Origin of the sequence: Amycolatopsis umgeniensis (genome assembly GCF_014205155.1) — a bacterium.
GTDB classification, from domain to species: domain Bacteria; phylum Actinomycetota; class Actinomycetes; order Mycobacteriales; family Pseudonocardiaceae; genus Amycolatopsis; species Amycolatopsis umgeniensis.
In genome coordinates this window covers 6,531,149-6,551,827 of the sequence record NZ_JACHMX010000001.1, presented here as the reverse complement: position 1 = coordinate 6,551,827, position 20,679 = coordinate 6,531,149, and the positions used below count along the sequence as shown (strand labels likewise).

Here is a 20,679-nt window from a genome sequence, read left to right as displayed (position 1 = left end):
GGAGTCCGCCGGAGGGGTAGGGGATGCACGCGATGACCATCGAACCGGGAGACACGGCCACCGGGCACCGGGGGCCGGACACGGTGCGCGCGCGACTCCTCGGCCCGGTCGAACTGCACGCCGGCGGGGTCGATCGCGCGCCGACCACGCCGAAGCTCCTGCAACTGCTGGCGATGCTGCTCATCCGTCCCGGCAAGACGGTCCGCGTCGACTCACTGGTCCACGAGCTGTGGAACGACGCTCCCCCGCGCAGCGTCCGCCGGACCCTGCACACCTATGTCCACCACCTCCGCCGTCACCTCGACCCCGACGGTGACCGTGGGGAGGGTCTGCTGGTCACCAGCGCGCCCGGCTACCGGCTGGAGATCGATCCGGCCGTGGTCGACGTGTCGGAGTTCGCGCGGCTGCACCGCCTCGGCCGCGACCTGCTGACCGGAGGCGACCACGCGGCGGCCGCCCACGCGTTCCGTACCGCGCTGGACCTGTGGTCCGGTCCCCCGCTGGCCAACATCCACTGTGGACCGACACTGGCCGCCTACACCGTCTATCTGCTGGAGCACCGCCGCAACGCCCGTGACCTGTGGATCGAAGCCGAGATCCGCGCCGGGCAGCACCGGGAGATGCTCGGCGTGCTGAGGTCGCTGACCACCGCGGACCCGCTCGACGAGACCCTGCACGGCCACCTGATCCGCGCGCTGGGGCTGAGCGGCCGTCGCAGCGACGCGCTGGCGGCCTACCAGCGGCTGCGGACGCGGCTCGACGACGAACTGGGGGTGGAACCCTGCGCCGAACTGCGAGAGCTGCACCGCGAGCTGCTCTCCGAGCGACACCCGATCCGCTGATCGCCGTCCCGGCGAACGAGAACCACCCCGTCACCAGATCCAGGAAGTTGAGGAGTCAAGCATGACCGCTCGCACCTACGGCCAGTTCTGTGGCCTCGCCCGCGCGCTCGAGATCATCGGGGAACGCTGGTCCCTGCTCGTGATCCGCGACCTGGTGCTCGGCCCGAAGCGCTACGACGAGCTGCAGCAGGGCCTGCCGAAGATCCCGACGAGCATCCTGTCGACCCGGCTCAACGAACTCGAACGCCACGGCGTCGTCCAGCGCCGGGTGCTCTCGCAGCTCGACGCCGGCGTGGTCTACGAGCTGACCGAGTACGGCAACGACCTCGACCAGATCCTGCTGCAGCTGGGCCTGTGGGGCGCCCGTTCGCTCACCGACCCGGCGGCGGACGACCTGTTCACCCTGGACGCGGCCATCCTGTCGCTGTACACGACGTTCCAGCCGGACGCGGCCCGCGGCGTCGAGTGCTCGTTCGAGCTGCACTACGGCGACCAGATGATCGTCCACGCGGTGGTCGAGGACGGCGCGATGACGGCGGGCGAGGGCCCGCATCCGGATCCGGACATCGTCATCGAGCCGCGCGGCCCGGTCATGCTCAAGCTGCTGAACGGCGAGCTGGCCGCCGAGAGCGCGCTCACCTGCGGCGCGGTGGCCGTCAAGGGTGATCCCGCGCGGCTGGAGCTGTTCACGCGGCTGTTCCACATCCCGTCGGCCCCTTCGAAGGCTGAAGGGCTCGTCACGCACTGAAGACGGCCTCGCGATCCGGCACCCGCTCACGCACGCGACCAGCGCGGGCAGGTGCCGGATCGCGTCATTCGAAGCGGCTGGTGTCGCCGGCGCCCCGCCGGACGATCTCCGGCTCCCCCGACGAGAAATCGATGACCGTGGTGGGTTCGACCCCGCATTCGCCGGAGTCGATCACCGCGTCCACCACGTGCTCGAGCCGCTCCTTGATGTCCCAGCCCTGGGTCATCGGCTCCTCCTGGTCCGGCAGCAGCAGCGTGCTCGACAGCAGCGGCTCACCGAGCTCGGCCAGCAGCGCCTGCGTGACCACGTGATCCGGGATGCGCACGCCGACCGTCTTCTTCTTGGCGTGCAGCAGACGGCGCGGAACCTCCTTCGTGGCCGGGAGGATGAACGTGTAACTGCCCGGTGTGGACGCTTTGACCGCGCGGAAGACCACGTTGTCCACGTGCACGAACTGGCCCAGCTGGGCGAAATCCTGGCACACCAGGGTGAAATGGTGGCGGTCGTCCAGTTTGCGGATGCTCCGGATGCGGTCGATGCCCTGCTTGTTCCCCAGCTGGCAGCCGAGGGCGAAGCAGGAGTCCGTCGGGTACGCGATGAGACCGTCTTCGCGCAGGATGTCGACGACCTGTCCGATCGCGCGCCGTTGCGGATTTTCCGGATGTACGTCGAAATACCTGGCCATGCGCCGAAGCTTAGGGCCACCGGTGCCGCCGCGCCGCGAGAGCCCGCCCCCGCGTGGTGCGAACGACCGACACCCGCGAGGGTGAGCGGCGGGTTTTTCCTTGTCTCCGGCCGGGAAAACGTCACCTACCGGGCAGGTATCCCTTACCCTCGTGGATCTATGCGGGTAACACGTATGGGATAGGATCCGAATATACCGCAATGGAGGGTCGTGCCACGCCCGTCGTGAGGGCGAAGCACAACCGAAAGAGACGTCTTCCGTTACCACTGGGGTGCCTGTGCCGGACCAGCTCGCGGTGACCGCCGAACCGGTGGGGATCGACCGGCGGCCCCGGCGGGCGCTGTTCCTCGCCGGACTGATCATCACGGTCGTCTTCGTCAACTCATGCCTCTTCGGCCTCCTCTCGATCCTGCTCCAGCCCGGCGTGGACTTCTGGCAGGGCGCGCTGGCGGTGCTGTACGTCGGGCCCGTGCTGCTGATCCAGCTGCTGTACTTCTCCCGTCCGGCGGTCCGCCTGGACACCCGGCTGGCGAAGGGCGTGCTGGTCGTCCAAGCCTGCCTCGCGTACCTGCCGACCCTGCACTTCGACGCCGCGCTGACGTCGCTGACCACCCTCGCGGCGGGCAGCGCGCTGCTGCTCTTCCGGCCGCGGACGGGCTGGACGGTGTTCACCGTCTTCATGGCGGCCACGACGTGGATCCTGTGGACCTACGACGACACCCCGCTCGGGGCGCTGTTCGACAGCGTCACCGCGATCTTCTACGCGCTGGTCGTGTACCTGCTGACCTGGCTCGCGCGGCTGGTGACCGAACTGCACCAGGCCAGGACCGAACTGGCCCGGCGTGCCGTGGCCGAGCAGCGGCTGGCCTTCGCGAGGGACCTGCACGACCTGCTCGGGCTCAGCCTTTCCGCGATCGCGCTGAAGGGCGAACTGGTGCACCGGCTGCTGCGCAAGTCGCTGGACCGGGCGCGTGAGGAACTCGCCGAGATCACCGGGATCGCCCAGCGGACGCTGTCCGACGTGCGCTCGGTGGCCAGGGGCTACCGGGAGCTTTCGCTCGACAAGGAATCACGGACCGCGGTCTCGCTGCTCTCGGCGTCGAACGTCGCGGTGCGGGTCGACCTCGAGCAGGTCGAGCTGCCGGTGAAGCTGCGGACCCTGCTGGCGAAGGTGCTGCGGGAGGGCGTCACGAACGTGCTCCGCTACACCGGCGTCGAGCACTGCGAGATCACCGTGCGCGAGACCGAAGGCCGGGTCGCGCTGGAGATCGTCCACGACGGAACGGCGCACGAGGACGTCCCGGAGGAAACGGCCGAGAGCCTGCGCGAGGTGACCGCGGAGGTCTCCAGGCACGGCGGGACGCTGAGCGCCGGCCCCGAAGCGGCGGGCAAGTGGCGGCTGCACGCCGAACTCCCGGTGCCCGACCAGGTCGAACCCGCCGAGACGGCGCTGGAGCAAGGGCCGGGCCACTGGTCCCTGATCGACGCCAGGAACGTCCAATGGACGCTGACGGTGGTCTTCATCCTCTTCGGTCTGTCGGCGATGACCCGGGCCTTCATGCTGACCGACGACGGCTGGTCCATCGCGCTCATCGCCGGTTATCTCACCACGCTGATCACGCTGCAACTGTCCTATTTCGCCCGCCCGAACGTCCGGTTGCGCTCGCGGCAGAGTTACGCGCTGCTGTTCGTCCAGGCCTGCCTGATCTTCCTGCCGCTGATCCCGCTCGGGCATGCCTGGGTGAGCCTGCCCAGCCTGTTCGCCGGCACCGCGTTGCTGGTGCTGCCGCCGCTGGCCGGGTGGACGGCGTTCGCCGCGACCGCCGTCGGCGTGGTGCTGATCCGGATCGGTTACGGCACCGACTTCAGCGGCGGCTTCTACAGCTTCGCGTCCATCTTGAACACCGGGCTGATGGTGTTCGGTCTCATCTGGCTGCTCCGGCTGGTGACCGAACTCGGCGAGACCAGGAAACGCCTCGCCGAGGTCGCGGTCGCGGAGGAGCGGCTGCGGTTCGCCCGCGATCTGCACGACCTGCTGGGGATGAGCCTGTCGGCGATCGCGCTGAAGAGCGAGCTGACGAGCCGGATCATGGACATCGACACGAACAGGGCCTCCGATGAGCTACTGGAGATCCTCGGGCTGACCCGGCAGGCGCTGGCCGACGTCCGGTCGGTCGCGAGCGGCTACCGGGAACTGTCGCTGGATCAGGAGTCCCGGTCGGCGCAGGCGGTGCTGGTGGCCGCCGACGTCCAGGTGCGGTTGGAGATCGAGCACGAAGACCTGCCGGCGACCGTGCGCACCGTGCTGGCCGTGGTGCTGCGCGAGGGCGTGACGAATGTGTTGCGGCACAGCAAGGTCGAACGCTGCGAGATCGCCGTGCGGCGGATCGGCGCCGGTGTCGCGCTGGACATCGTCAACGACGGCGTCGAAAACGGGCGGCCGCCGCAGGCGGAGAAACCGGTGCGGGTCGAGGCGCCGGGCAGCGGCATCACGAACATGTCCGACCGCGTCGCCGGGCTCGGCGGCGAACTGACGGCCGGTGTCGAACCCGACGGACGGTTCCGGCTGCGCGCGGTGGTCCCTGTCTAGGCGCTAGATCCAACCCGCCTCTTTGGCGATGCGGATCGCGTCGACCCGGTTGCGCGCGTTGAGCTTCGAAACGATGGTGGTCAGGTAGTTGCGGACGGTTCCGGTGGAGAGAAAGGCCTTCGCCGCGACCTCCAGGGTGTCGCGGCCCTCCGCGGTCAGTCGCAGGACGTCGATCTGGCGCGGGGTCAGCGGGCAGTCCGCGGTGTCCCAGGCGGCGAGCGCCAAGTCGCCGTCGACCATCCGCCGTCCGGCCGCGACGCCGCGGACGGCGTTGGCGAGTTTCTCCGCCGGGGCGTCCTTCAACATGAAGCCGTTCACTTTGGCCGCAAGGGCCCGGCGAAGCGTGCCCGGTCTGCCGAGGCTGGTCAGGATGAGGGTTCTGACCTCGGGAAGCTGCTCGTGCAGTTCGGTGGCCGCGGTGAGCCCGTCCTTGCCGGGGAGATCGATGTCGATGATGGCGACCTGGGTGCGCGAAGTCCGCGCGGCGGCGAGGATCTCGTCTCCGGACGCCACTTCCGACACCACTTCGATGTCCGGCTCCAACCGCAGCAACGCCACGAGCGCGCCTCTGACGATGTGCATGTCTTCGGCCACGAGAACTCTGATCACCATCGCACCGTCCCCCGCCCACGCCCCCGTGCCCCAAGATAAACACGCTCGGACGGAACGCGTTCCACCGTTCGAGTGGTGAGTCCTCTGAGGCCACCGGGGTGGCACGAGAGGAAAAGCGTTACACGGGCACGTGTTTCGTGGTCGGTCGGTGACTTTCCGTCGCCTTGATCAGGAGCGGCACGCGAAACGGCCGCCTCTCGCGTCCGGGTGCGGGAGACGGCCGTCGAGGGATGCTCTCAACTCGCCTCGGCCAAGGGCGGAGCGGTACAACAGGCGCCGGTGAAACAGTCGAAGACCTGACCGCCCGGCCGGTTGGTCCAGTTGTCGAACCGGTCGATCACCAGGTCGACCTGGTCACCGGCGACACCGGTGTCGATTCCCCGGACGGCGAAGAGCGAACGGACGTTGTCGAGCACAGCGTTCTGCATCGCATGTCTCCCAGGCGTTTCGGTGGTTTCCTTCGATGAGGAAATCCTGCTGCCCGAGGCCGGTGCGCAACCAGTGCCATGCATCATCGCGCGGATGTGCTTTTCGCCTACGCCGGAAGGTTCTCTTCGACTGCTCCACTTCCGCCGTCGCGACTTCCGGATGGAGCAAGGGAGGCGGTTTCCGGGCGCGGAGCGCGACAGGCCGGTCACCACCGGAGACAGTGTCCGGAGTGGACGGCCGGCGTCAGGACTCGAGCAGCCGCGCCAGACCGGCGTAGCCGCCCTCCTTGAGCCGCACGCCCGAGGTTTTCGCATAGTCGGCGTCCGCGCGGATCCCGAGTCCCTCGACCATCCGGTTCATGAAGTTGAACAGGGCGCACACGAGTACGGCGTCGTGCAGCGCCGCCTCGTCCCAGCCCGCCGCGAAGACGGCCGCGGCGTCCTCCTCGGTCACCCGGGACGGCGTCCGCGTCAGCTTGCCCACGTAGGCCAGCACGGGCTTCATCCGGTCGTCCACGGGCGAGGAGTCCAGATCCGCCAGAGCGGCGGCCAGAAGGCCCTCAGGCACGCCGAAAGCCTCCGCGGTGACGGTGTGGACGCCGTGGCAGTACCGGCAGTCGTTGACGCCGGAGACGTAGGCCGCGATCAGTTCCCGCTCACCGGGGCCGAACACCGACGGCGCCCGCATGACGAGTTCGTGGAAGTCCAGCAGTTTCGAAGCCGGAGCGGGGAACTTCTGGAAGACCTGCAGCAAGGTGGCGTCAGTCGGCAAAGACCCGAGATAGGACATCGTGCGTGCCACTCCCCTTTTCCGGCGTCCGCCCGTGTTCGGCGAACTCGTCGACGTCTTCGCGGCGCAGCCAGCAAGCCGCGAGGCAGGCCACCGACGCCGGACCGAGCCCGGTCACCGTGTCGGTGACCCGCTTGGTGGTGTGTTCCCATTCTTTCCGCAGGGAACCGGCCGCCGTCATCTCCTGACCGGCTTCGATCAGCGGGCGGACCGCGCGCCAGCGGGCGATCCCGGCTTCGATCAGCGCTTCGGTGCCCAGGTCGAGCGCGTCGTGCCGGGCCTGGTCGACGGCGAGCGCGACCAGCCCGGGCTCGTCGGCGATCCGCGCGAGCCCGACGCCGGCGAGCAGCCGTTCGGCGTCGAGTCCCATCAGGATCACCCCCGCCTCGGTCGCCGGGTCGTCGTCGATCGAAGGCAGGGTGAACCGTGAGTCGTAGGGCTCAGACACGGGCGACGTCCTTCGCGGCCGTCCGCAGCGGGGCGTCCCGGCGCAGGTTTTCGGCGACGGCGGCCGCGACCCGCGCGGTGGCGACACGGTGGCCGTCGATGTTGCGGGCGGCCGGGCCCAGCGCCATCCCCGCGGCGGCGCCGACGGCGAAGACCCTGGGCGCGCCGACGTAGGCGAAGGTGCGCTCGTCCAGCTGAGGCCAGCCGCCCTGGTCGAGAACGGCGTTGTCCGGCATCAGGCCGTCGCCGATCGAGGGTGTCGTGCCGAGCGCGAGGACGGCGTGGTCCACGGAGACGCGCGAACCGTCTTCGAGGTGGAGGCCGCCCCCCGGCGTCACCTTCGTGATCGCCTTGCCGCGATGCACGACCAGCCGCCCTTCGGCTTCGGCCTTCTCGAGTGTCGGCCGGAACTCGAACATGATCGACGCGCGCCGGAACCGGCCCATCAGTTCGAGCCTTTCGGACCAGCTCACGCCGTCGAACCGGGCACGGCCCTCGGGACGGAAGAACGACGAGTTGACGTCGGCGCACTGGTAGCGCTCGCCTGCTTCGCGGACCACCCAGTGCACCTCGCGGCCCTGGGCGAGGCCGTTGGAGATCAGATGCGCGGCGGTGAGACCCGCGCCGACGACGGCGAGCCGGTTGCCGGCGGTGGGGACGGGTTCGTCCCAGTAGCTCACGCCGCGTGGCGGATAACCCCCGCCCCACCAGGTGTCCGGGGCGGATCGGCGTTCCTCGCCGAGGCACAGCACCACGTGGCGCGCGGTGACGGAGAACCGGTCCGCGCGCACGGTGACCGCTTCCGACGTCGGCAGCACTTCACGGACCGAACCGCGCCAGGTCCGCTCGGTGACGTGATGGCTCGCGGCCAGATGACGGCAGTACGCCTCGAAGACGTCGACGGGGACGACCGAGCGATGCCCCGCCTGCGCCATGCGGATCTCGCGGCGCTCCACCGGGGTCAGCACCGACCAGTGCAGCCGGGCGAAGTCCAGCAGTTCGCAGTCGCGGTACCCCTCGACGCCGGGGTGGTGTTCGTACGGCGAACGCAGCACGCGCTGGCCGAGCAGATCGACGCGGTCGAAGAACCGGCCGCAGGGACGGCCGTCGCGATCGACGAGGACGAGGTCCCGGACACCGTGGTGCCACAACGCGGAAGCGACCGCGAGCCCGGCGGGGCCGGCGCCGACGATGACCACGTCGGCGCCGGACGGCGGTTCGGGGGTGACGGCCGAGCGGGTGGCCGGCAGGACCGGCCACTCCCGCCCGCGCGGCGATTCGAGCAGCCGGGGTTCCGGAACGAAGGTGATCACCGGCGTACTCAGCCGATCACGGTCACCGGGACGATCAGCTCGATCACCGGGCGTTGCCGCATCCCGTTGCTGATCATCTCGTCCAGCGTCTGCCGGGACTTCTCGGCGGTGTCGGTCGCGATCGGGCTGTACCGGGAGTACGAGTAGGTCGGCTTCCGCCCGCCCGCGTCCAGCGAGTACACCTTCAGCACGGCCTCGCCGGGCCGGACTTCACCGTCGTAGAAGGTGAGGCGGCGCAGGTCCGGGGTCATGAAGGACTTCGAGAACTGGCGCGAGAGCACGAGGGTCTCGGCGTCGTCGACGAAGGTCGAGTCCTCGTCGGTGACGACCTGCATCGCGACCCAGGTCTTGTCGGTCAGGTTGGTCTCGGACTTGATCACCTGCCAGCGGCCCGGCTCCGGCAGGTTGACGCTGACCGAAACGTCGTGCTCGGTGGTGTCGATCGCACCGGAGATCATCAGTACCCGGCGGCGGACGTCGGCCACCCCGGCCATCTGAATGTCACGTGCGCGTACCCGGGTGGAAACGTCCAATCCAGGAAATTCGGGTGACGACATCTTTCATGCCTCCAGACCTCGATTACCGCAATTTCGCCCACCAGGAATTCTTAATCCGCAAACACCGGAAGAATTTCATGCCCAAGTGGACGATGTCAAGATGAGGAAAGCATGATCCACTGGTGCGAAAGGCGGCCGTCACCGGTCCCGGGACTGGTCCGTTCAGCGGTATGAAGCCTGGTCTCGTCGGCCTCGCCCGCCCGCGTAGCAGGTCAGGACCCGTCGGAGTCCTCGGCCCACGCCGCGGCGGGCGTCCCCTGCTCCAGTGCGCCGATATAAACGATCTCGAACGAGGAATCGGTGCGGCGGAGCCCTATTTTGATCACGAGGTCGTGCTTCACCAGAATAATGAACTGATGCGGATCCCGGCCATCTCCGAAAATGTCGTAGATGAGAAAAGCGGATCCGTCGGCTACCGCGAACAGGGCTTCGTAGATAACATTGCGGTCGGCCTGGGGTGCGTTCACCGCCCATTCTTCGAGCACCTGCAAACCCGACGTGAGCTGGAGGCGCATAGCCATCCGAAGGCCTCCTCGAGGTCTTGCCGGGTCGCGGACGATCTTCATTCTCCCGCGCGCGATACCCGGTGGTCTTCTCTGTCCGTGCTGTCCACGCTGGTCGCGGCTCATGTTCTTCAGTTGTAGCCGAGGATGATGTGCTCGGCCGGGAAATCGTTTTCGACGGCCCGTCTCTGCTCCGGAACGAACACCGTGTCCTCGTTCTCGGCGTTCCCGCGCGGGTCGAAATCATCGGTCCCGACCCAAATTCGCACCTGTGCCGTCATGACGTTCCTCCTGGGCCGGGATGAAGAGCTCACTTGACAAACCCAGGATGGACCCCTCCGGTCGGAAGCCGATCGTGGTGCGCTCGAGGACGACTGGAGATCCCGATGAGCAAATAACGAGTCGCCGATGAGGGCCTACCGGTAGTGCTCTTGTGGTACCCCGAAATCCAAGGAGCGCGCCATGACCGAACGCCTCGACCCGTACGAGATCTACGCCGACGACGAACTGGACGTCGACCTGCTGGGCCTGTCGTGGTCCGAGCCGGCCGTCCCGGAGCCCCGAGACCGGCCGTGAGCGCCGCGGATCGCCAGCGGACCTGCGCGGCCTGCGGAGGCCCGTTCGCCTCGGACGAGCGAACGGGCTTGGAGACCGTGATCGACGGTGAGGTCCTCTACGTCGCCGTGCACACGCGGCACAGCACGTATCCCCCGCGCAGGGAAGCCGAGGCGACACACCGGCTCACGACCGTCACCGCGGCGTGACTCAAGGGACACTCGCGTGCTCAGACACGGAACTCGCGTGATCAGAGACGGAACTCGCGTGATCAGACGCCGCACTCGGGTGTGCGGCGCCTGATCACGCGAGTTCCGTGCCCAATCACGCGAGTTCCGTGTCTGAGCACGTGAGTGACGCCCTCGAACGACCTCAGCGCAGGATCGACGTGCGCCAGGTCGCCGGGGTCCGGGGTGACCAGGCCGACCGCGCGGGCGCGGCGGGCGGGGGCGCCGCCGAAGCGAGCGCGGTGAAGACGGCGACGAGCGCCGCCAGTTCGGCGTCTTCCGGATCCCCCCGCAGGACCCGGAAGACCGGCACGCTGTCCACTTCGGACGGTGACATGACGCTCCGTTCAGATCGGGTGGTTGCCGTGCTTGCGCTGGGGCGCCGCCTTCCGCTTGTCCTGCAGCATGGCCAGCGCCCTGGCGACGGCCGAGCGGGTGTCCGCCGGGTCGATGATGTCGTCGACGAGCCCCCGTTCGGCGGCGTACTGCGGGTTCATGAACTCCTCTGTGTACTCGGCGACCAGGTGGGCGCGCAAGGCGTCCGGGTCGGGAGCGGCGGCGAGGTCCTTGCGGAACAGCACGTTGACGGCGCCCTCCGCGCCCATCACGGCGATCTGGTTGGTCGGCCAGGCCAGCGACAGGTCGGTCCCGATGGACCGCGAGTCCATCACGATGTACGCGCCGCCGTAGGCCTTGCGCAGGATGACCTGGATCCGCGGCACGGTCGCCTCGCAGTAGGCGTGCAGCAACTGCGCCCCGTGCCGGATGATCCCGGAGTGCTCCTGTTCGACCCCCGGCAGGAAGCCGGGAACGTCCACGAGCGTCACCAGCGGGATGCTGAACGCGTCGCAGAACCGCACGAACCGCGCCGCCTTCTGCGAGGCCGGGCCGTCGAGTACGCCGGCGAACACCACCGGCTGGTTGCCGACCAGGCCGACCACACGCCCGTCGACCCGCGCGAGCGCGCACAGCACGTTCCGCGCCCACCGTTCGTGCAGCTCGAAGAACTCGCCGTCGTCGGTGAGTTCGGCGAACACGTCCCGCATGTCGTAGGGCTTGTTCGGCTCCACGGGGACGAGTTCGGCGAACCGGGGCCGCCGGTCCTTGCCCGCGTCCCGCGAAGGCTCGCCGGGCGAGGGCTCCAGGTAGTTCGACGGCAGCAGCGACACCAGGTAGCGGACGTCGGCGAGGCAGCTCTCCTCGTCGTCGTGCACCACCGTCGCCACGCCGGACGACGCGCCGTGCACGTCCGCACCACCGAGTTCGTCGTGGCTGACGCGTTCGCCGGTCACGGTCTCGACGACGTCCGGCCCGGTCAGGTACATGCGGGCGGTGTCGCGCACCATGAAGACGAAGTCCGCCAGCGCGGGCGAATACGCCGCCCCGCCGGCGCACGGCCCCAGCACCACGCTGATCTGCGGGATGACGCCGGACGCTTCGACCTGACGGCGGAAGATGCCGCCGTAGCCGTTGAGCGCCATGACGCCTTCCTGGATCCGCGCCCCGCCGCTGTCGTTGAGCCCGATCAGCGGTGAACCGGTGGCGATCGCCAGATCCATCACCTTGTGGATCTTCGCCGCGTGCGCCTCGCCGAGCGAACCGCCGAAGACGGTGAAGTCCTGCGCGTAGACGAACACGCGCCTGCCGTCGATGGTGCCCGAACCCGCGATGACGCCGTCGGTGTACGGCCGGTTCTCCGCCAGCCCGAGCCCGCTCGCCTGATGCCGCCGGTACAACTCGACCTCGGTGAAGGAATCGGGATCCAGCAACAGATCCAGCCGTTCGCGCGCGGTGTGCTTGCCGAGCGAGTGCTGCCGCCGGACGCCGTCGAGCCGTCCGTCGACGATGTGCTCGCGCAGTTCGTCGCGCTGGGTGCGCAGCAACGGCATGGTCGGTTCCGGTGGGTGCACCGGTTCGGCGCCGCGGGCGAGCGGGATCACCTGCCCGTCGTTCGCCCTCGGGATCCGCGGGCGCCGCAGCCGGTCTTCCGGCAGCGGCACCACCTCGGAGTCCTCCGTGCGCTGAGCGCCCGGATCACCTTGCAGGGTCACGCCGCCTCCTTCATGCGGGCCTCGCGCTCGAGCTCGTCGAGTTCGATCTCGCGCACGATGTCGCGCCAGCACACCCCCCGTCCGAGCCGAGGCATCGTGGTCACCACCGGCGGACGGGGCGCCGGGGCGGGCGTCTCGTCCGGCCGGACGGTGGCGGGTTCGTTGGTGGTCATGACGATTCCTTTCTCTCAGGCGGATGCCCGGACCCTGCCGTCGATCTGGTGGTAGCCGCCGCCGTAGAAGACCAGCGAGTCCTGCGCGGTGCCGCGGCTCGAGGCGACCACCTTGCCGAGGAAGATCGAGTGGTCACCGCCTTCGTAGACCTCGGCGAGCTCGCATTCCAGCCACGCCAGCGCGCCGCCGAGCAGCGGGGAGCCGGTCTGCGGACCCGCCGTCCAGTCCACCGAGTCGAACTGCGCGAGCCCGGCGGGCCGTCGCCAATCCGCGAAGTACTTCGCCAGGTCCTTCTGATCGGACGCCAGCACCGTGACCGCGTACGAGCCCGCCGTCACGATCGCCTCGTGCATCCGGGCCGCGCGGGAAACACAGCACAGCACCATCGGCGGTTCGAGGGACACCGAGGTGACCGCGTTGGCGGTCATCCCGTGGGCCCGTTCGCCGCCGGCGGTCAGCACGGTGACCCCGGTGGCGAACTGGCCCATCACCTCCCGCAGCCCGGCTTGCGCGGACAACCGGCGTCGCGTCGCGGGCGTCGGCAGGCGTTTCAGCACCGGCCGCGAGGGCTCCTCCACCGTCCCCACGTCACTCCCCCTTGCCGTCGACCGCGTACGGGGCCAGCGCCTCACGCAGCTGCTCGGGCACCCTGCTGGGCACCGTCGCCGTGTTCGGGCCGCGCATGCACGCGATCCGCTGTCGTCCGCGGGCCACCAGCCGTTCGCCCTCCGCGGTGAGGTGGACGTAGTCGAAGGTGAACTGGATCTGGGTCTGCGTCAGCTCTTCCAGCCGCAGCCGGATGGACAGCTCGTCGAACGCGGTGATCTCCGCGTAGAACTCGCAATCCACCTTGAGCGTGAACAGCTTGAGGTCGTGGCGGACCTCTTCGAGCACGGCGGGCGCCTTCTCCTTCAGGAACATCTCGCGGCACCGGCCCTGCCAGCGCACGTAGTTCACGTAGTAGACGTTGCCGACCAGGTTGGTCTCTTCGAACCCGACCGTGTGCAGGATCTCGTAGTAGTCGGCCATGTCAGTTCTCCTCTCCCTGGAGCACCGCGAAGACGACGGGATCGGTCCGGTCGTTGACGGTCGTCACCCAGGTGGCGATGCGGGCACTGCCGTGGGAAAGCACCGCCCAGCCGTCCGGGTCGACCCGGTGCACGGTGAGCGCCTGTGTCATGTCTCCGGTCTTGCGCACGCATTCCAGCGCGCTCCAGACCCTGGTGTGCGCGACCGAAAGCGGCTCGCGGGCGTCCGCGGCGAGCAGTTCGCCCACCGCGAGCAGATCCTCGCCGAGCAAGCCCGCCCAGTCCTCGGGTGTCCGTTCGATCGCCGTCTCGACGTCGCAAGCGATCTGGCCGGAGCCCGCGATCGCCAGGGTGAGGTCGGCGCTGTGCGACGCGCTGACGTCGACCCCGTCGGCCTCCGGTTTCCCGTCCGGCCGGTAGCGGATCTCGAGCGGGGCGTCGACGGCGCGGCCGGCGGCCAAGGCCGTCTGCGCCCGCCGTTCGGGCGTGGTCTCCACGGGAACGCCCACCGGATCCGGTTCGACGACGATCGCGCGGGACGAGCCGAGCAGCCGTTCGACGGAACGCTCCAAATAGGACCCGAGCATCGACGGGACCCAAGGCCCTTCGCCGTCGCGTTTGCGCACCGCGCGCAGCTTCAGCCCTTCCCACCGCTCGACGAGCGTCCCGTCCGGGTTGCGGACGTCGAGGTCGTAGACGTAGCTGTCGCCGTCCTGCGAACGCTCGCGGGCGTCGAGGAGCACGTACTCCGGGTCCTGCTCGCCGGGCTCGGCGAGGTACAGCCGCTCGATCCCTTGCGGCAGCAGGGTCGCGTCCGGGACGCAACACTGGATCGCGTGCATCATCGCGTCGCGGGTGCCCGGGTCGGCCAGGAGCTGTTCCTGCGGGAGGAACGGCGCGAACCAGTCGACCTCGGCGCCGGTCGCGATCTCCGCGACCGCGTGCCGCGCACTGGCCCGCCGGTATCCGGTGACGCGCTGGAATCGCTTGCCCTGGAAGAGAACCGTGCCGTACAGCTCGGTCGTCGGGTCGACCGGGACCGGCGGCAGCGCGACGTCGCGGAGCACCGTCTCGCCGAGCGGATCCGGCCGGGAGAACCGCAGCCTGGCACGGAAGTGGTCGGCGCTGAACCCGGTCTCCCCGCTGCGCAGCACCACGTCCACCGTTTCGGCGTCCCTGGCCAGCGCGGCGAGCCGGATCGTGGTCGACCCGCCCGGCGAGACGATGATCGGGCGCAGGAACTCGACGTCGGAGAACACCGGTGCCGGCAGGGTTTCCGCGGCCAGCGCGGCCTTGGCGACCTGGGTCATCGCCTCCATGCCGATCACCGCCGGGAACAGCAGCTGACCGTCGAGCAGGTGGTCGGCCAGATACGGGTCGCTGCCCGCCGAAAGGTCGGCCTCGGTGATCAGCTCGACCCCGGGATAGTGCACGACGGCGCGGTCGACGAAGCGGGTCAGCGGCAGTTCGCGCTTCTCCACCGGCAGGGTGGCCAGCCCCGCGGTACGGCCGCAGACGACCAGTACCGACGGGGCGGCCGGATCGCCGACGACCTGGCGGAGGATCTCGATGCCCTCCTCGGTCGGGATCGGGGTGATGCCGTCGCGCATCAAAGCGCTGACCACACCGAGCTTTTCGCCCATCCCGGTCCCGGACCAGACCGACCATTCGAGGGCGATCGCCCGCGCCAGGGGGTGTTCGCGGCCGAAGCGCACGGTCAGTTCGGTCATCCAGTCGTTGGCCGTGGCGTAGTGCGCCTCACCGCGCAGGCCCGCCCGTCCGATGATGCTGCCGAAGGTGACCAGCAGCTTGATCTTGTCCTGGTCGACGGCGTCGAGGACGGCGTTGAGGCCGCCGATCTTCGGGGCGAGGGTCTTGCGGAAGGTCTCCTCGGTCAAGGAGAACAGCGCGGCGGGCTCGTTGCGGCCCGCGCCGTGCAGGACCGCGGTGACCGGGCCGAACTCGGCCTGGATCCGGCCGATGGCGTCCGCCACCTGCTGGGCCGCGGTGACGTCGGCGCGCTCGTAGCGGAAGTCGATACCGGCCGCCGCCATCCGCCCGAGGTTCTCCGAAAGTTCGGCGTCGTCGGCCGGATCGCTCCGGCCGAGCAACGCCAGTTTCGCGCCGGAATCCTTGGCCAGCGCCAAAGCGCTTTCCGCGGTGATGCCCTTGCCGCCACCGGTGACGAGCAGGACGTCTTCGGTGCCCAGCGGGGTCCCTTCGGCCTCGGACGGTTTGAGCGCACCCAGTTTCGGCACCGTGCGAACACCGGTCGAGTCGTAGCGGACTTCGCTGAAGTCGGTGGTCGCCGCGACTTCGGTGACCACGGTGGACACCGCGACGGTGAGGGCCTCGGGGTCGACCGGGTTGACGTCGGCGAGATCGACGATCGTGGTCCGCGCGGACGGGTCCTCCAGGCGAAGCGTCTTCGCCAGGCCGGAGGCGCCGAGTCCGTGCTGCACCACGACGAACCGCGTGCCGTTGGGCGCGGCCAGCACCGCGCGGCCCGCGTCAAGGAACAGCCCGACGTCATCCGCGTCGCTGTCCTCGTTCAGGCAGAGGAGGACACCGTCTCCGACACCCGCGGTGGACAGCGCCGCGCGCAGCGGCTCCGCCAGCGGGTGACCGTCCGGGGCGAACGCCGTCCAGTCCGCCCGGGAGAGACCGGCGGTGGAGATGCCCGGGGTGAGGTCGGGCGCCGGCTTCGGCGCGACGACGTACTCGACCGCGAACGGCCGGACCCACGGGCCGACACCGGCGACCTCGGCCTGGTTGCTGTCGGCGGGTTTGGCGGTCTGCGCCAGTTCGTCGATCATCTCGGCGAGTTCGCCGAGACAGACGGTGGCGAAGTTCGGCATGCCCTCGAGCGCCGGGCGGCCGAGCGCCCGGGTCACGTCGTTGACCAGCTGACCGACGGTGATCGACGAAAGGTGCAGGTCGTCGAGCGGATGCGTGTCGGCGGTGACCGCTTCGAGCGGCAGTTCGACGCGCTCGGAAGCGAGCTTGCGCAACAGATCGAGCGTGCTGCTGCCGCCGCTTTCGGAGGCCTCTCCCGCCGGGCCCGCTTCTTCCGGTGCGGCGACGCGATCACGAGTCAGCACCGCGCCGATGGACGGCGCCGCCTCGCACGGGCTCGCCAGGAAGTTGAAGACACCGTCGGCGGGCAGTGCCCGGACGACGCGGCCCGCGAAGAGCGCGGAGGTCTCCAGCGGGGCACCGAAAGCGAACGCGGCACCGGCGACCTTGAGCACCGCGGCCAGCGTCGGGCTGTCGGTGTCGAGCGGGAGCACCGGGGTGCCGGGCGCGATCTGGCGGAACAGGCCGGTGAGCACCCGGCCGGGTCCGACCTCGATCACCAGGTCGCTGCGCTCGGCGACCTTCGCGGCCGCCTCACGGAAACGGACCGGCAGGACCACCTGGTCACGCAGGAGATCGCGCAGGTCTTCGGCGGCGTGCAGGACGTCACCGGTCACCGTGGAGACGACCGGCCGGTCGAGCCTGGTGAAGTCGAACGCGGCGAGTTCCTCGGTCATCGCCTCGGCGGCCGGGACGACCGCGGGTGAGTGGAACGCGTGTGAAACATTGACGCGAGCGGCGGTGACCCCTTCGGTGCGAGCGCGGGCGACAACCCTGTCGATCGCCTCCGCCGGTCCGGAAAGGACGGTCTGTTCGGGCGCGTTGTAGCCCGCGATGACGACCTCTTCGCCCTCCGCGAGCCGCTCGGCGACGCCCGGTGTGGCGGCGATCGCCGCCATGGCACCGTTTCCGTCGCTCGCGGTCGCCATCACCCTGCCGCGGATCTTGGCCAGCGCGAGGACTTCGCGTTCGGTGAGCGCGCCGCCCCAGTGCAGCGAGGTGAGCTCGCCGAGGCTGTGGCCCGCGACGGTCTGCGCCTCGATGCCGAGGCTCTTCAGGACCCGGAGCCCGGCGAGCGAACCGGTGACGATCCGGGGCTGGGCGACGTCGGTGGCGACCTGGTCGGCACCGGTGGACAGGCCCGCGGCCCGGTAGATGTCGTCGGCGTGGGCGAAACGTTTGCGCGCCGCGCCGACCGTGCCCTGCCCGGAACCCTGACCGGGGAACAGGAAGCCGATCTTCGGCCCCTTGGATCGCGAGCTCGCGAAGATGCCCTCACTCGAGGAGAAGACTTCCGGCTCGCCCTCGCCGAGGAGGTCGAGGAGTTTCGAGAGCTTGCGCTCGGCGTCGTCCGGATTGGTCGCGACGATCGCGGCCCGGACGGGCTTTCCGGACAGTTCCGCGGCAAGCGTGCCGGCGAGGTCCGCCAGCTCGGCGAGCGAGAGCTTGGGAACGACCTCCAGCAGCCCGGTCACCTGACCGCGCAGCGAGGCCGCGTCGTCGGCGTCGAGCAGCAGCAGTTCGCTGTCCTGCCGTCCGGCGACCAGCGACCGGGTCTTCTCGTCGAGTTCCTTGCGGCGCGCGGCGCCGGGGGCCTCGGTGACGGTGACGTGCGAGTTGATCCCGCCGAAACCCATCGCGGAGACACCCGCGCGGACAGGGTGGTCCGAGGGCCACAGCCCGGCCTCGGCCGGGACGTACATCCGCGCGGAATCCCCGACGAGCGACTCGTGCGGCTCGTAGTGGCCGGTGGCGGGCGGGATGACCTGGTGGTAGACGGCGAGGGTGGCCTTGATCAGCCCGGCGACCCCGGCCGCGGCCTTGGTGTGGCCGATGTTGCCCTTGATCGTGCTCAGCGCGGCACGTTCGGCGAGCGGGTCGGCGTCGCGGCGGGCGGTGGACAGCGCCTCGATCTCGGTGGCGTCGCCCAGTGCGGTGCCGGTGCCGTGGCCCTCGAAGTAGGAGACGGTCTCGACGCCGTAGCCGGCCTTGTCGTAAGCCCGCTTCAACGCCAGGCGGTGACCCGACGCCTCGGGGCGGGTGATGCCGCCCTTGCCGTCGGACGAGACACCCCAGCCGCCGATCGAGGCGTAGATCCGCTTGCCCTGCGCGATCGCGTCCTCCTCGCGCATCAGGACGAGCATGCCGGAGCCCTCACCGGGCCAGAACCCGTTGGAGTCGGCGTCGTAGACCTTCATCTCGCGTTTGGCGAGCGCGCCGGTCTTGGCGAAGCCGATCACCTCGAACGGGTCGATCGACAAGTCGACCCCGCCCGCGATGGCGACGTCGAGGTCGCCTTCCGAGAGCGCGTTCGCCGCGGTGACCACGGAAAGCAGCGACGACGAGCAGGCGCCGTCCACGGTGAACCCGCCGCCGCCGAAGTCGAAGAAGTTGCAGACCCGGCCGGCGATCGTGTTCGCCAGCCCGCCCGCGAGCGTGTCCTCGTCGATCTCGGGGAACGGCGCCTTGTACTGCGCCTCGAGGTCGTGGAGGAACTCCGCGGTGTCGCCCTCGGCCCAGCCGCGCTCGGCGAGCGCCGCCGCGACCGTGCGGCGGACGTACGGCCAGCGCAGCCGCATGATGTTGGCACGCGAGAACTCACCGGTGAGGCTGTTGCCGATGACCACGCCGGTCGCGGGCCTCGGCAGCCCTTCGCCCTCGGGGAAGCCCGCGTCCGCCAAGGCCTGCGCGGCGACGTCGAGGGCCAGCCAGTGCGTGGTGTCGGTCGAGCGGAACGTGCTGCCCGCGACCTTGTACTTGATCCGGTCGAATTCGTAGTCGCGGAGGACCGCGGCCTTCTGCGCGTAGAAACGGTCTGGGGCCCCGGCGTCCGGCGAGTAGTAGTCCTCGCGGTTCATCCGCTCGTCGGGCAGTGTCCGGAACGCCCGGCGGCCGGCGAGGACGTTCTCCCACAGTTCTTCCGGGGAACCGGCGTCCGGGTATCGGAGACCGATACCGACAATCGAAATCCGCTCAACGCTCATGCCACCGCACTCCCCTAGCTCTCAACCACTCAAGTCACGGAATCCGGTCTCGGCGCCCGCTCTGTCCCCAGAACCGCGGGCGCCGCCCGCATCTGCAGTCCGGTCAAGCATGACCCTGAGCGGGGCCGACAGTCTTCTCTCATGTTGTTGAAGCCGGGCCAACGAATCCGGCGGCCGCCACGGGAATCCCGTGACGGCCGCCGTGATGACGCGCGGACTATGTCCCGAACACGCCGGTGGTCCCAGGAGCATCAACAGTCACAGCGAGGCCGCGTGAAGGCCCCCTTCCCTACGCTCAAGGTAGGGAAGGAGTCCTTCACGGACCTGAGCGACCGGGCTAATCGCGGATCGGGGTGAGCGAAACGCAGTGGGCGGCGGCGGTGAAAGCCGTCCAGCCCACCAGCTCGACCAGTTCCCGATCGACCGGCCCGACGGCCGAAACCAAAGCGTCGTCGACCTGATACGGCGCTTTCGCGACCACCAAAGCCAGCCGGGTGGCCGGATCGTCGAAAGCGTCGATCCAGGAACGGCTCAGCCCCGGCGGCGATCCGTCCCAAGTGGACAGTTCGCTGAGGACGACATCCCGCACGGCCGCGGGGACCGTCAGCGACTCGAAAGCCGCGGAAGCACGCGAGAAGGCATCCTCGACCACGGGATTACCCGAAGCCCAGTCGACCGAACGCGACCCGGCGGGCAGGAACTCCAGGGACTCCCCCGGCGAAGCTCCCTGCTCGGGCCGCAGGAACCGGCCGAGCACGGCCTTCGCCTTGGGCCGCGCGGAATCCGGCACGGACGGAGGCAGTGGCGACGGTCCGAGGAACACGCTCACCACCCGGTTCAGGTAGTGGAACGCGAACGCGACCGCGGTCAGCTCGGCCCGGGCCGCGGCGGAGGACGCCGAAGCCCGCGGATCCGCCACCGGATGGCCGGACTCGATCGCCTCGGTCACCGAAGACCGCCCGAGCGAGCCCAGCGCCATCCCGTGGACCTCGACGCAATAGGGGCACGAATTCCCCTGCGACACCAGGGTCGCGACGACCTCTCGGTCCGCCCGGCTCGTCGCCCCGTCCGCCACCAGCGATTCCCGCAGCATCGACCAGACGGCCGCGAGTACGGGAGGGGACGGCGAGTGCAGCGCGACCGGCGGCGCCAGCATGCCGAAGTCCCGTTCCACCTGGCGGTAGACGTCGCGCACGAGCCCGGTCGCCCGGCCGGCCGGAACCGGCCGGACGTGCCGGACCTCGCGCAGAGCCCGCCGCAAGGCGAGCTGCACCACCTTCGGTGTCATG

20 protein-coding genes are annotated in these 20,679 nt (G+C 69.6%); 4 read left to right on the top strand and 16 right to left on the bottom strand.

The window, feature by feature from the left end; genetic code table 11:
* Positions 1-23: 23 nt before the first annotated feature.
* Positions 24-842: an AfsR/SARP family transcriptional regulator gene (locus HDA45_RS30620; RefSeq protein WP_184901166.1), complete on the top strand. Its 819-nt coding sequence runs from the start codon at positions 24-26 to the stop codon at positions 840-842.
* A gap of 61 nt (positions 843-903) precedes the next feature.
* Positions 904-1,590, top strand: a complete 687-nt coding sequence (locus HDA45_RS30615; RefSeq protein WP_184901163.1) for a winged helix-turn-helix transcriptional regulator — start codon at positions 904-906, stop codon at positions 1,588-1,590.
* A 64-nt stretch (positions 1,591-1,654) separates the two neighbouring features.
* On the opposite strand, the gene HDA45_RS30610 is transcribed toward HDA45_RS30615, so the two are convergent.
* Positions 1,655-2,275, bottom strand: a complete 621-nt coding sequence (locus tag HDA45_RS30610) for an L-threonylcarbamoyladenylate synthase (protein WP_184901161.1) — start codon at positions 2,273-2,275, stop codon at positions 1,655-1,657.
* 277 nt (positions 2,276-2,552) lie between these two features.
* On the opposite strand from HDA45_RS30610, the gene HDA45_RS30605 reads away from it, so the two are divergent.
* Positions 2,553-4,865, top strand: a complete 2,313-nt coding sequence (locus HDA45_RS30605; RefSeq protein ID WP_184901159.1) for a histidine kinase — start codon at positions 2,553-2,555, stop codon at positions 4,863-4,865.
* Between the two features lie 3 nt (positions 4,866-4,868).
* Here HDA45_RS30605 and HDA45_RS30600 read toward each other — a convergent pair whose 3' ends face one another.
* The 8 genes from HDA45_RS30600 to HDA45_RS30565 all read right to left on the bottom strand — a co-directional run bounded on the left by HDA45_RS30600 (position 4,869) and on the right by HDA45_RS30565 (position 9,796).
* Positions 4,869-5,474 (bottom strand): response regulator transcription factor, encoded by a 606-nt coding sequence (locus HDA45_RS30600; RefSeq protein ID WP_484477143.1) that lies wholly within the window; start codon positions 5,472-5,474, stop codon positions 4,869-4,871.
* Positions 5,475-5,713: 239 nt separating this feature from the next.
* Complete coding sequence (locus tag HDA45_RS30595) at positions 5,714-5,905, bottom strand: hypothetical protein (protein ID WP_184901155.1); 192 nt, start codon at positions 5,903-5,905, stop codon at positions 5,714-5,716.
* A 244-nt stretch (positions 5,906-6,149) separates the two neighbouring features.
* Entirely contained in the window at positions 6,150-6,695 is a 546-nt protein-coding gene (locus HDA45_RS30590; protein WP_184901153.1) for a carboxymuconolactone decarboxylase family protein, read from the bottom strand.
* Positions 6,667-7,143, bottom strand: coding sequence for a DUF6187 family protein (locus HDA45_RS30585; protein WP_184901150.1), 477 nt, complete (start codon positions 7,141-7,143; stop codon positions 6,667-6,669). The genes HDA45_RS30590 and HDA45_RS30585 overlap by 29 nt, the downstream gene beginning before the upstream one ends.
* A complete protein-coding gene (locus HDA45_RS30580) occupies positions 7,136-8,455 on the bottom strand; it encodes an FAD-dependent oxidoreductase (RefSeq protein ID WP_184901148.1) in 1,320 nt (439 codons plus the stop codon). The genes HDA45_RS30585 and HDA45_RS30580 overlap by 8 nt, the downstream gene beginning before the upstream one ends.
* An 8-nt stretch (positions 8,456-8,463) precedes the next feature.
* Positions 8,464-8,949, bottom strand: coding sequence for a DUF6423 family protein (locus HDA45_RS30575; RefSeq protein WP_184901146.1), 486 nt, complete (start codon positions 8,947-8,949; stop codon positions 8,464-8,466).
* A 275-nt stretch (positions 8,950-9,224) separates the two neighbouring features.
* On the bottom strand, positions 9,225-9,533 hold the full coding sequence (locus HDA45_RS30570; RefSeq protein WP_184901143.1) for a DUF6235 family protein: 309 nt from the start codon (positions 9,531-9,533) through the stop codon (positions 9,225-9,227).
* Between the two features lie 113 nt (positions 9,534-9,646).
* Positions 9,647-9,796, bottom strand: a complete 150-nt coding sequence (locus HDA45_RS30565) for a hypothetical protein (protein ID WP_184901141.1) — start codon at positions 9,794-9,796, stop codon at positions 9,647-9,649.
* 291 nt (positions 9,797-10,087) lie between these two features.
* Here HDA45_RS30565 and HDA45_RS30560 point away from each other — a divergent pair, with 291 nt between their 5' ends.
* Positions 10,088-10,279: a hypothetical protein gene (locus HDA45_RS30560; protein ID WP_184901139.1), complete on the top strand. Its 192-nt coding sequence runs from the start codon at positions 10,088-10,090 to the stop codon at positions 10,277-10,279.
* A 163-nt stretch (positions 10,280-10,442) separates the two neighbouring features.
* Here HDA45_RS30560 and HDA45_RS30555 read toward each other — a convergent pair whose 3' ends face one another.
* The 7 genes from HDA45_RS30555 to HDA45_RS30525 all read right to left on the bottom strand — a co-directional run bounded on the left by HDA45_RS30555 (position 10,443) and on the right by HDA45_RS30525 (position 20,678).
* A complete protein-coding gene (locus tag HDA45_RS30555) occupies positions 10,443-10,634 on the bottom strand; it encodes an acyl-CoA carboxylase subunit epsilon (protein WP_184901137.1) in 192 nt (63 codons plus the stop codon).
* A 10-nt stretch (positions 10,635-10,644) separates the two neighbouring features.
* Entirely contained in the window at positions 10,645-12,186 is a 1,542-nt protein-coding gene (locus tag HDA45_RS30550) for an acyl-CoA carboxylase subunit beta (RefSeq protein ID WP_246481450.1), read from the bottom strand.
* A 158-nt stretch (positions 12,187-12,344) separates the two neighbouring features.
* On the bottom strand, positions 12,345-12,521 hold the full coding sequence (locus HDA45_RS30545; protein ID WP_184901132.1) for a DUF6222 family protein: 177 nt from the start codon (positions 12,519-12,521) through the stop codon (positions 12,345-12,347).
* Between the two features lie 15 nt (positions 12,522-12,536).
* Positions 12,537-13,109, bottom strand: a complete 573-nt coding sequence (locus HDA45_RS30540) for a flavin reductase (RefSeq protein ID WP_184901130.1) — start codon at positions 13,107-13,109, stop codon at positions 12,537-12,539.
* Position 13,110: 1 nt separating this feature from the next.
* Entirely contained in the window at positions 13,111-13,551 is a 441-nt protein-coding gene (locus tag HDA45_RS30535; RefSeq protein WP_005154182.1) for an acyl-CoA thioesterase, read from the bottom strand.
* Between the two features lies 1 nt (position 13,552).
* Positions 13,553-19,390, bottom strand: a complete 5,838-nt coding sequence (locus HDA45_RS30530) for a type I polyketide synthase (protein ID WP_184901128.1) — start codon at positions 19,388-19,390, stop codon at positions 13,553-13,555.
* A gap of 337 nt (positions 19,391-19,727) precedes the next feature.
* The gene (locus HDA45_RS30525) at positions 19,728-20,678 is read right to left on the bottom strand and encodes a carboxymuconolactone decarboxylase family protein (RefSeq protein ID WP_184901126.1); all 951 of its coding nucleotides are present in this window, start codon (positions 20,676-20,678) and stop codon (positions 19,728-19,730) included.
* Position 20,679: the final 1 nt, after the last annotated feature.

Coding starts and splice junctions, on each gene's coding strand:
- HDA45_RS30620 (WP_184901166.1), top strand. CDS start 24: ATGCACGCGATGACCATCGAACCGGGAGACACGGCCACCGGGCACCGG.
- HDA45_RS30615 (WP_184901163.1), top strand. CDS start 904: ATGACCGCTCGCACCTACGGCCAGTTCTGTGGCCTCGCCCGCGCGCTC.
- HDA45_RS30610 (WP_184901161.1), bottom strand. CDS start 2,275: ATGGCCAGGTATTTCGACGTACATCCGGAAAATCCGCAACGGCGCGCG.
- HDA45_RS30595 (WP_184901155.1), bottom strand. CDS start 5,905: ATGCAGAACGCTGTGCTCGACAACGTCCGTTCGCTCTTCGCCGTCCGG.
- HDA45_RS30590 (WP_184901153.1), bottom strand. CDS start 6,695: ATGTCCTATCTCGGGTCTTTGCCGACTGACGCCACCTTGCTGCAGGTC.
- HDA45_RS30575 (WP_184901146.1), bottom strand. CDS start 8,949: ATGGCCGGGGTGGCCGACGTCCGCCGCCGGGTACTGATGATCTCCGGT.
- HDA45_RS30570 (WP_184901143.1), bottom strand. CDS start 9,533: ATGGCTATGCGCCTCCAGCTCACGTCGGGTTTGCAGGTGCTCGAAGAA.
- HDA45_RS30565 (WP_184901141.1), bottom strand. CDS start 9,796: ATGACGGCACAGGTGCGAATTTGGGTCGGGACCGATGATTTCGACCCG.
- HDA45_RS30555 (WP_184901137.1), bottom strand. CDS start 10,634: ATGTCACCGTCCGAAGTGGACAGCGTGCCGGTCTTCCGGGTCCTGCGG.
- HDA45_RS30550 (WP_246481450.1), bottom strand. CDS start 12,186: ATGCCGTTGCTGCGCACCCAGCGCGACGAACTGCGCGAGCACATCGTC.
- HDA45_RS30545 (WP_184901132.1), bottom strand. CDS start 12,521: ATGACCACCAACGAACCCGCCACCGTCCGGCCGGACGAGACGCCCGCC.
- HDA45_RS30535 (WP_005154182.1), bottom strand. CDS start 13,551: ATGGCCGACTACTACGAGATCCTGCACACGGTCGGGTTCGAAGAGACC.
- HDA45_RS30530 (WP_184901128.1), bottom strand. CDS start 19,390: ATGAGCGTTGAGCGGATTTCGATTGTCGGTATCGGTCTCCGATACCCG.
- HDA45_RS30525 (WP_184901126.1), bottom strand. CDS start 20,678: ATGACACCGAAGGTGGTGCAGCTCGCCTTGCGGCGGGCTCTGCGCGAG.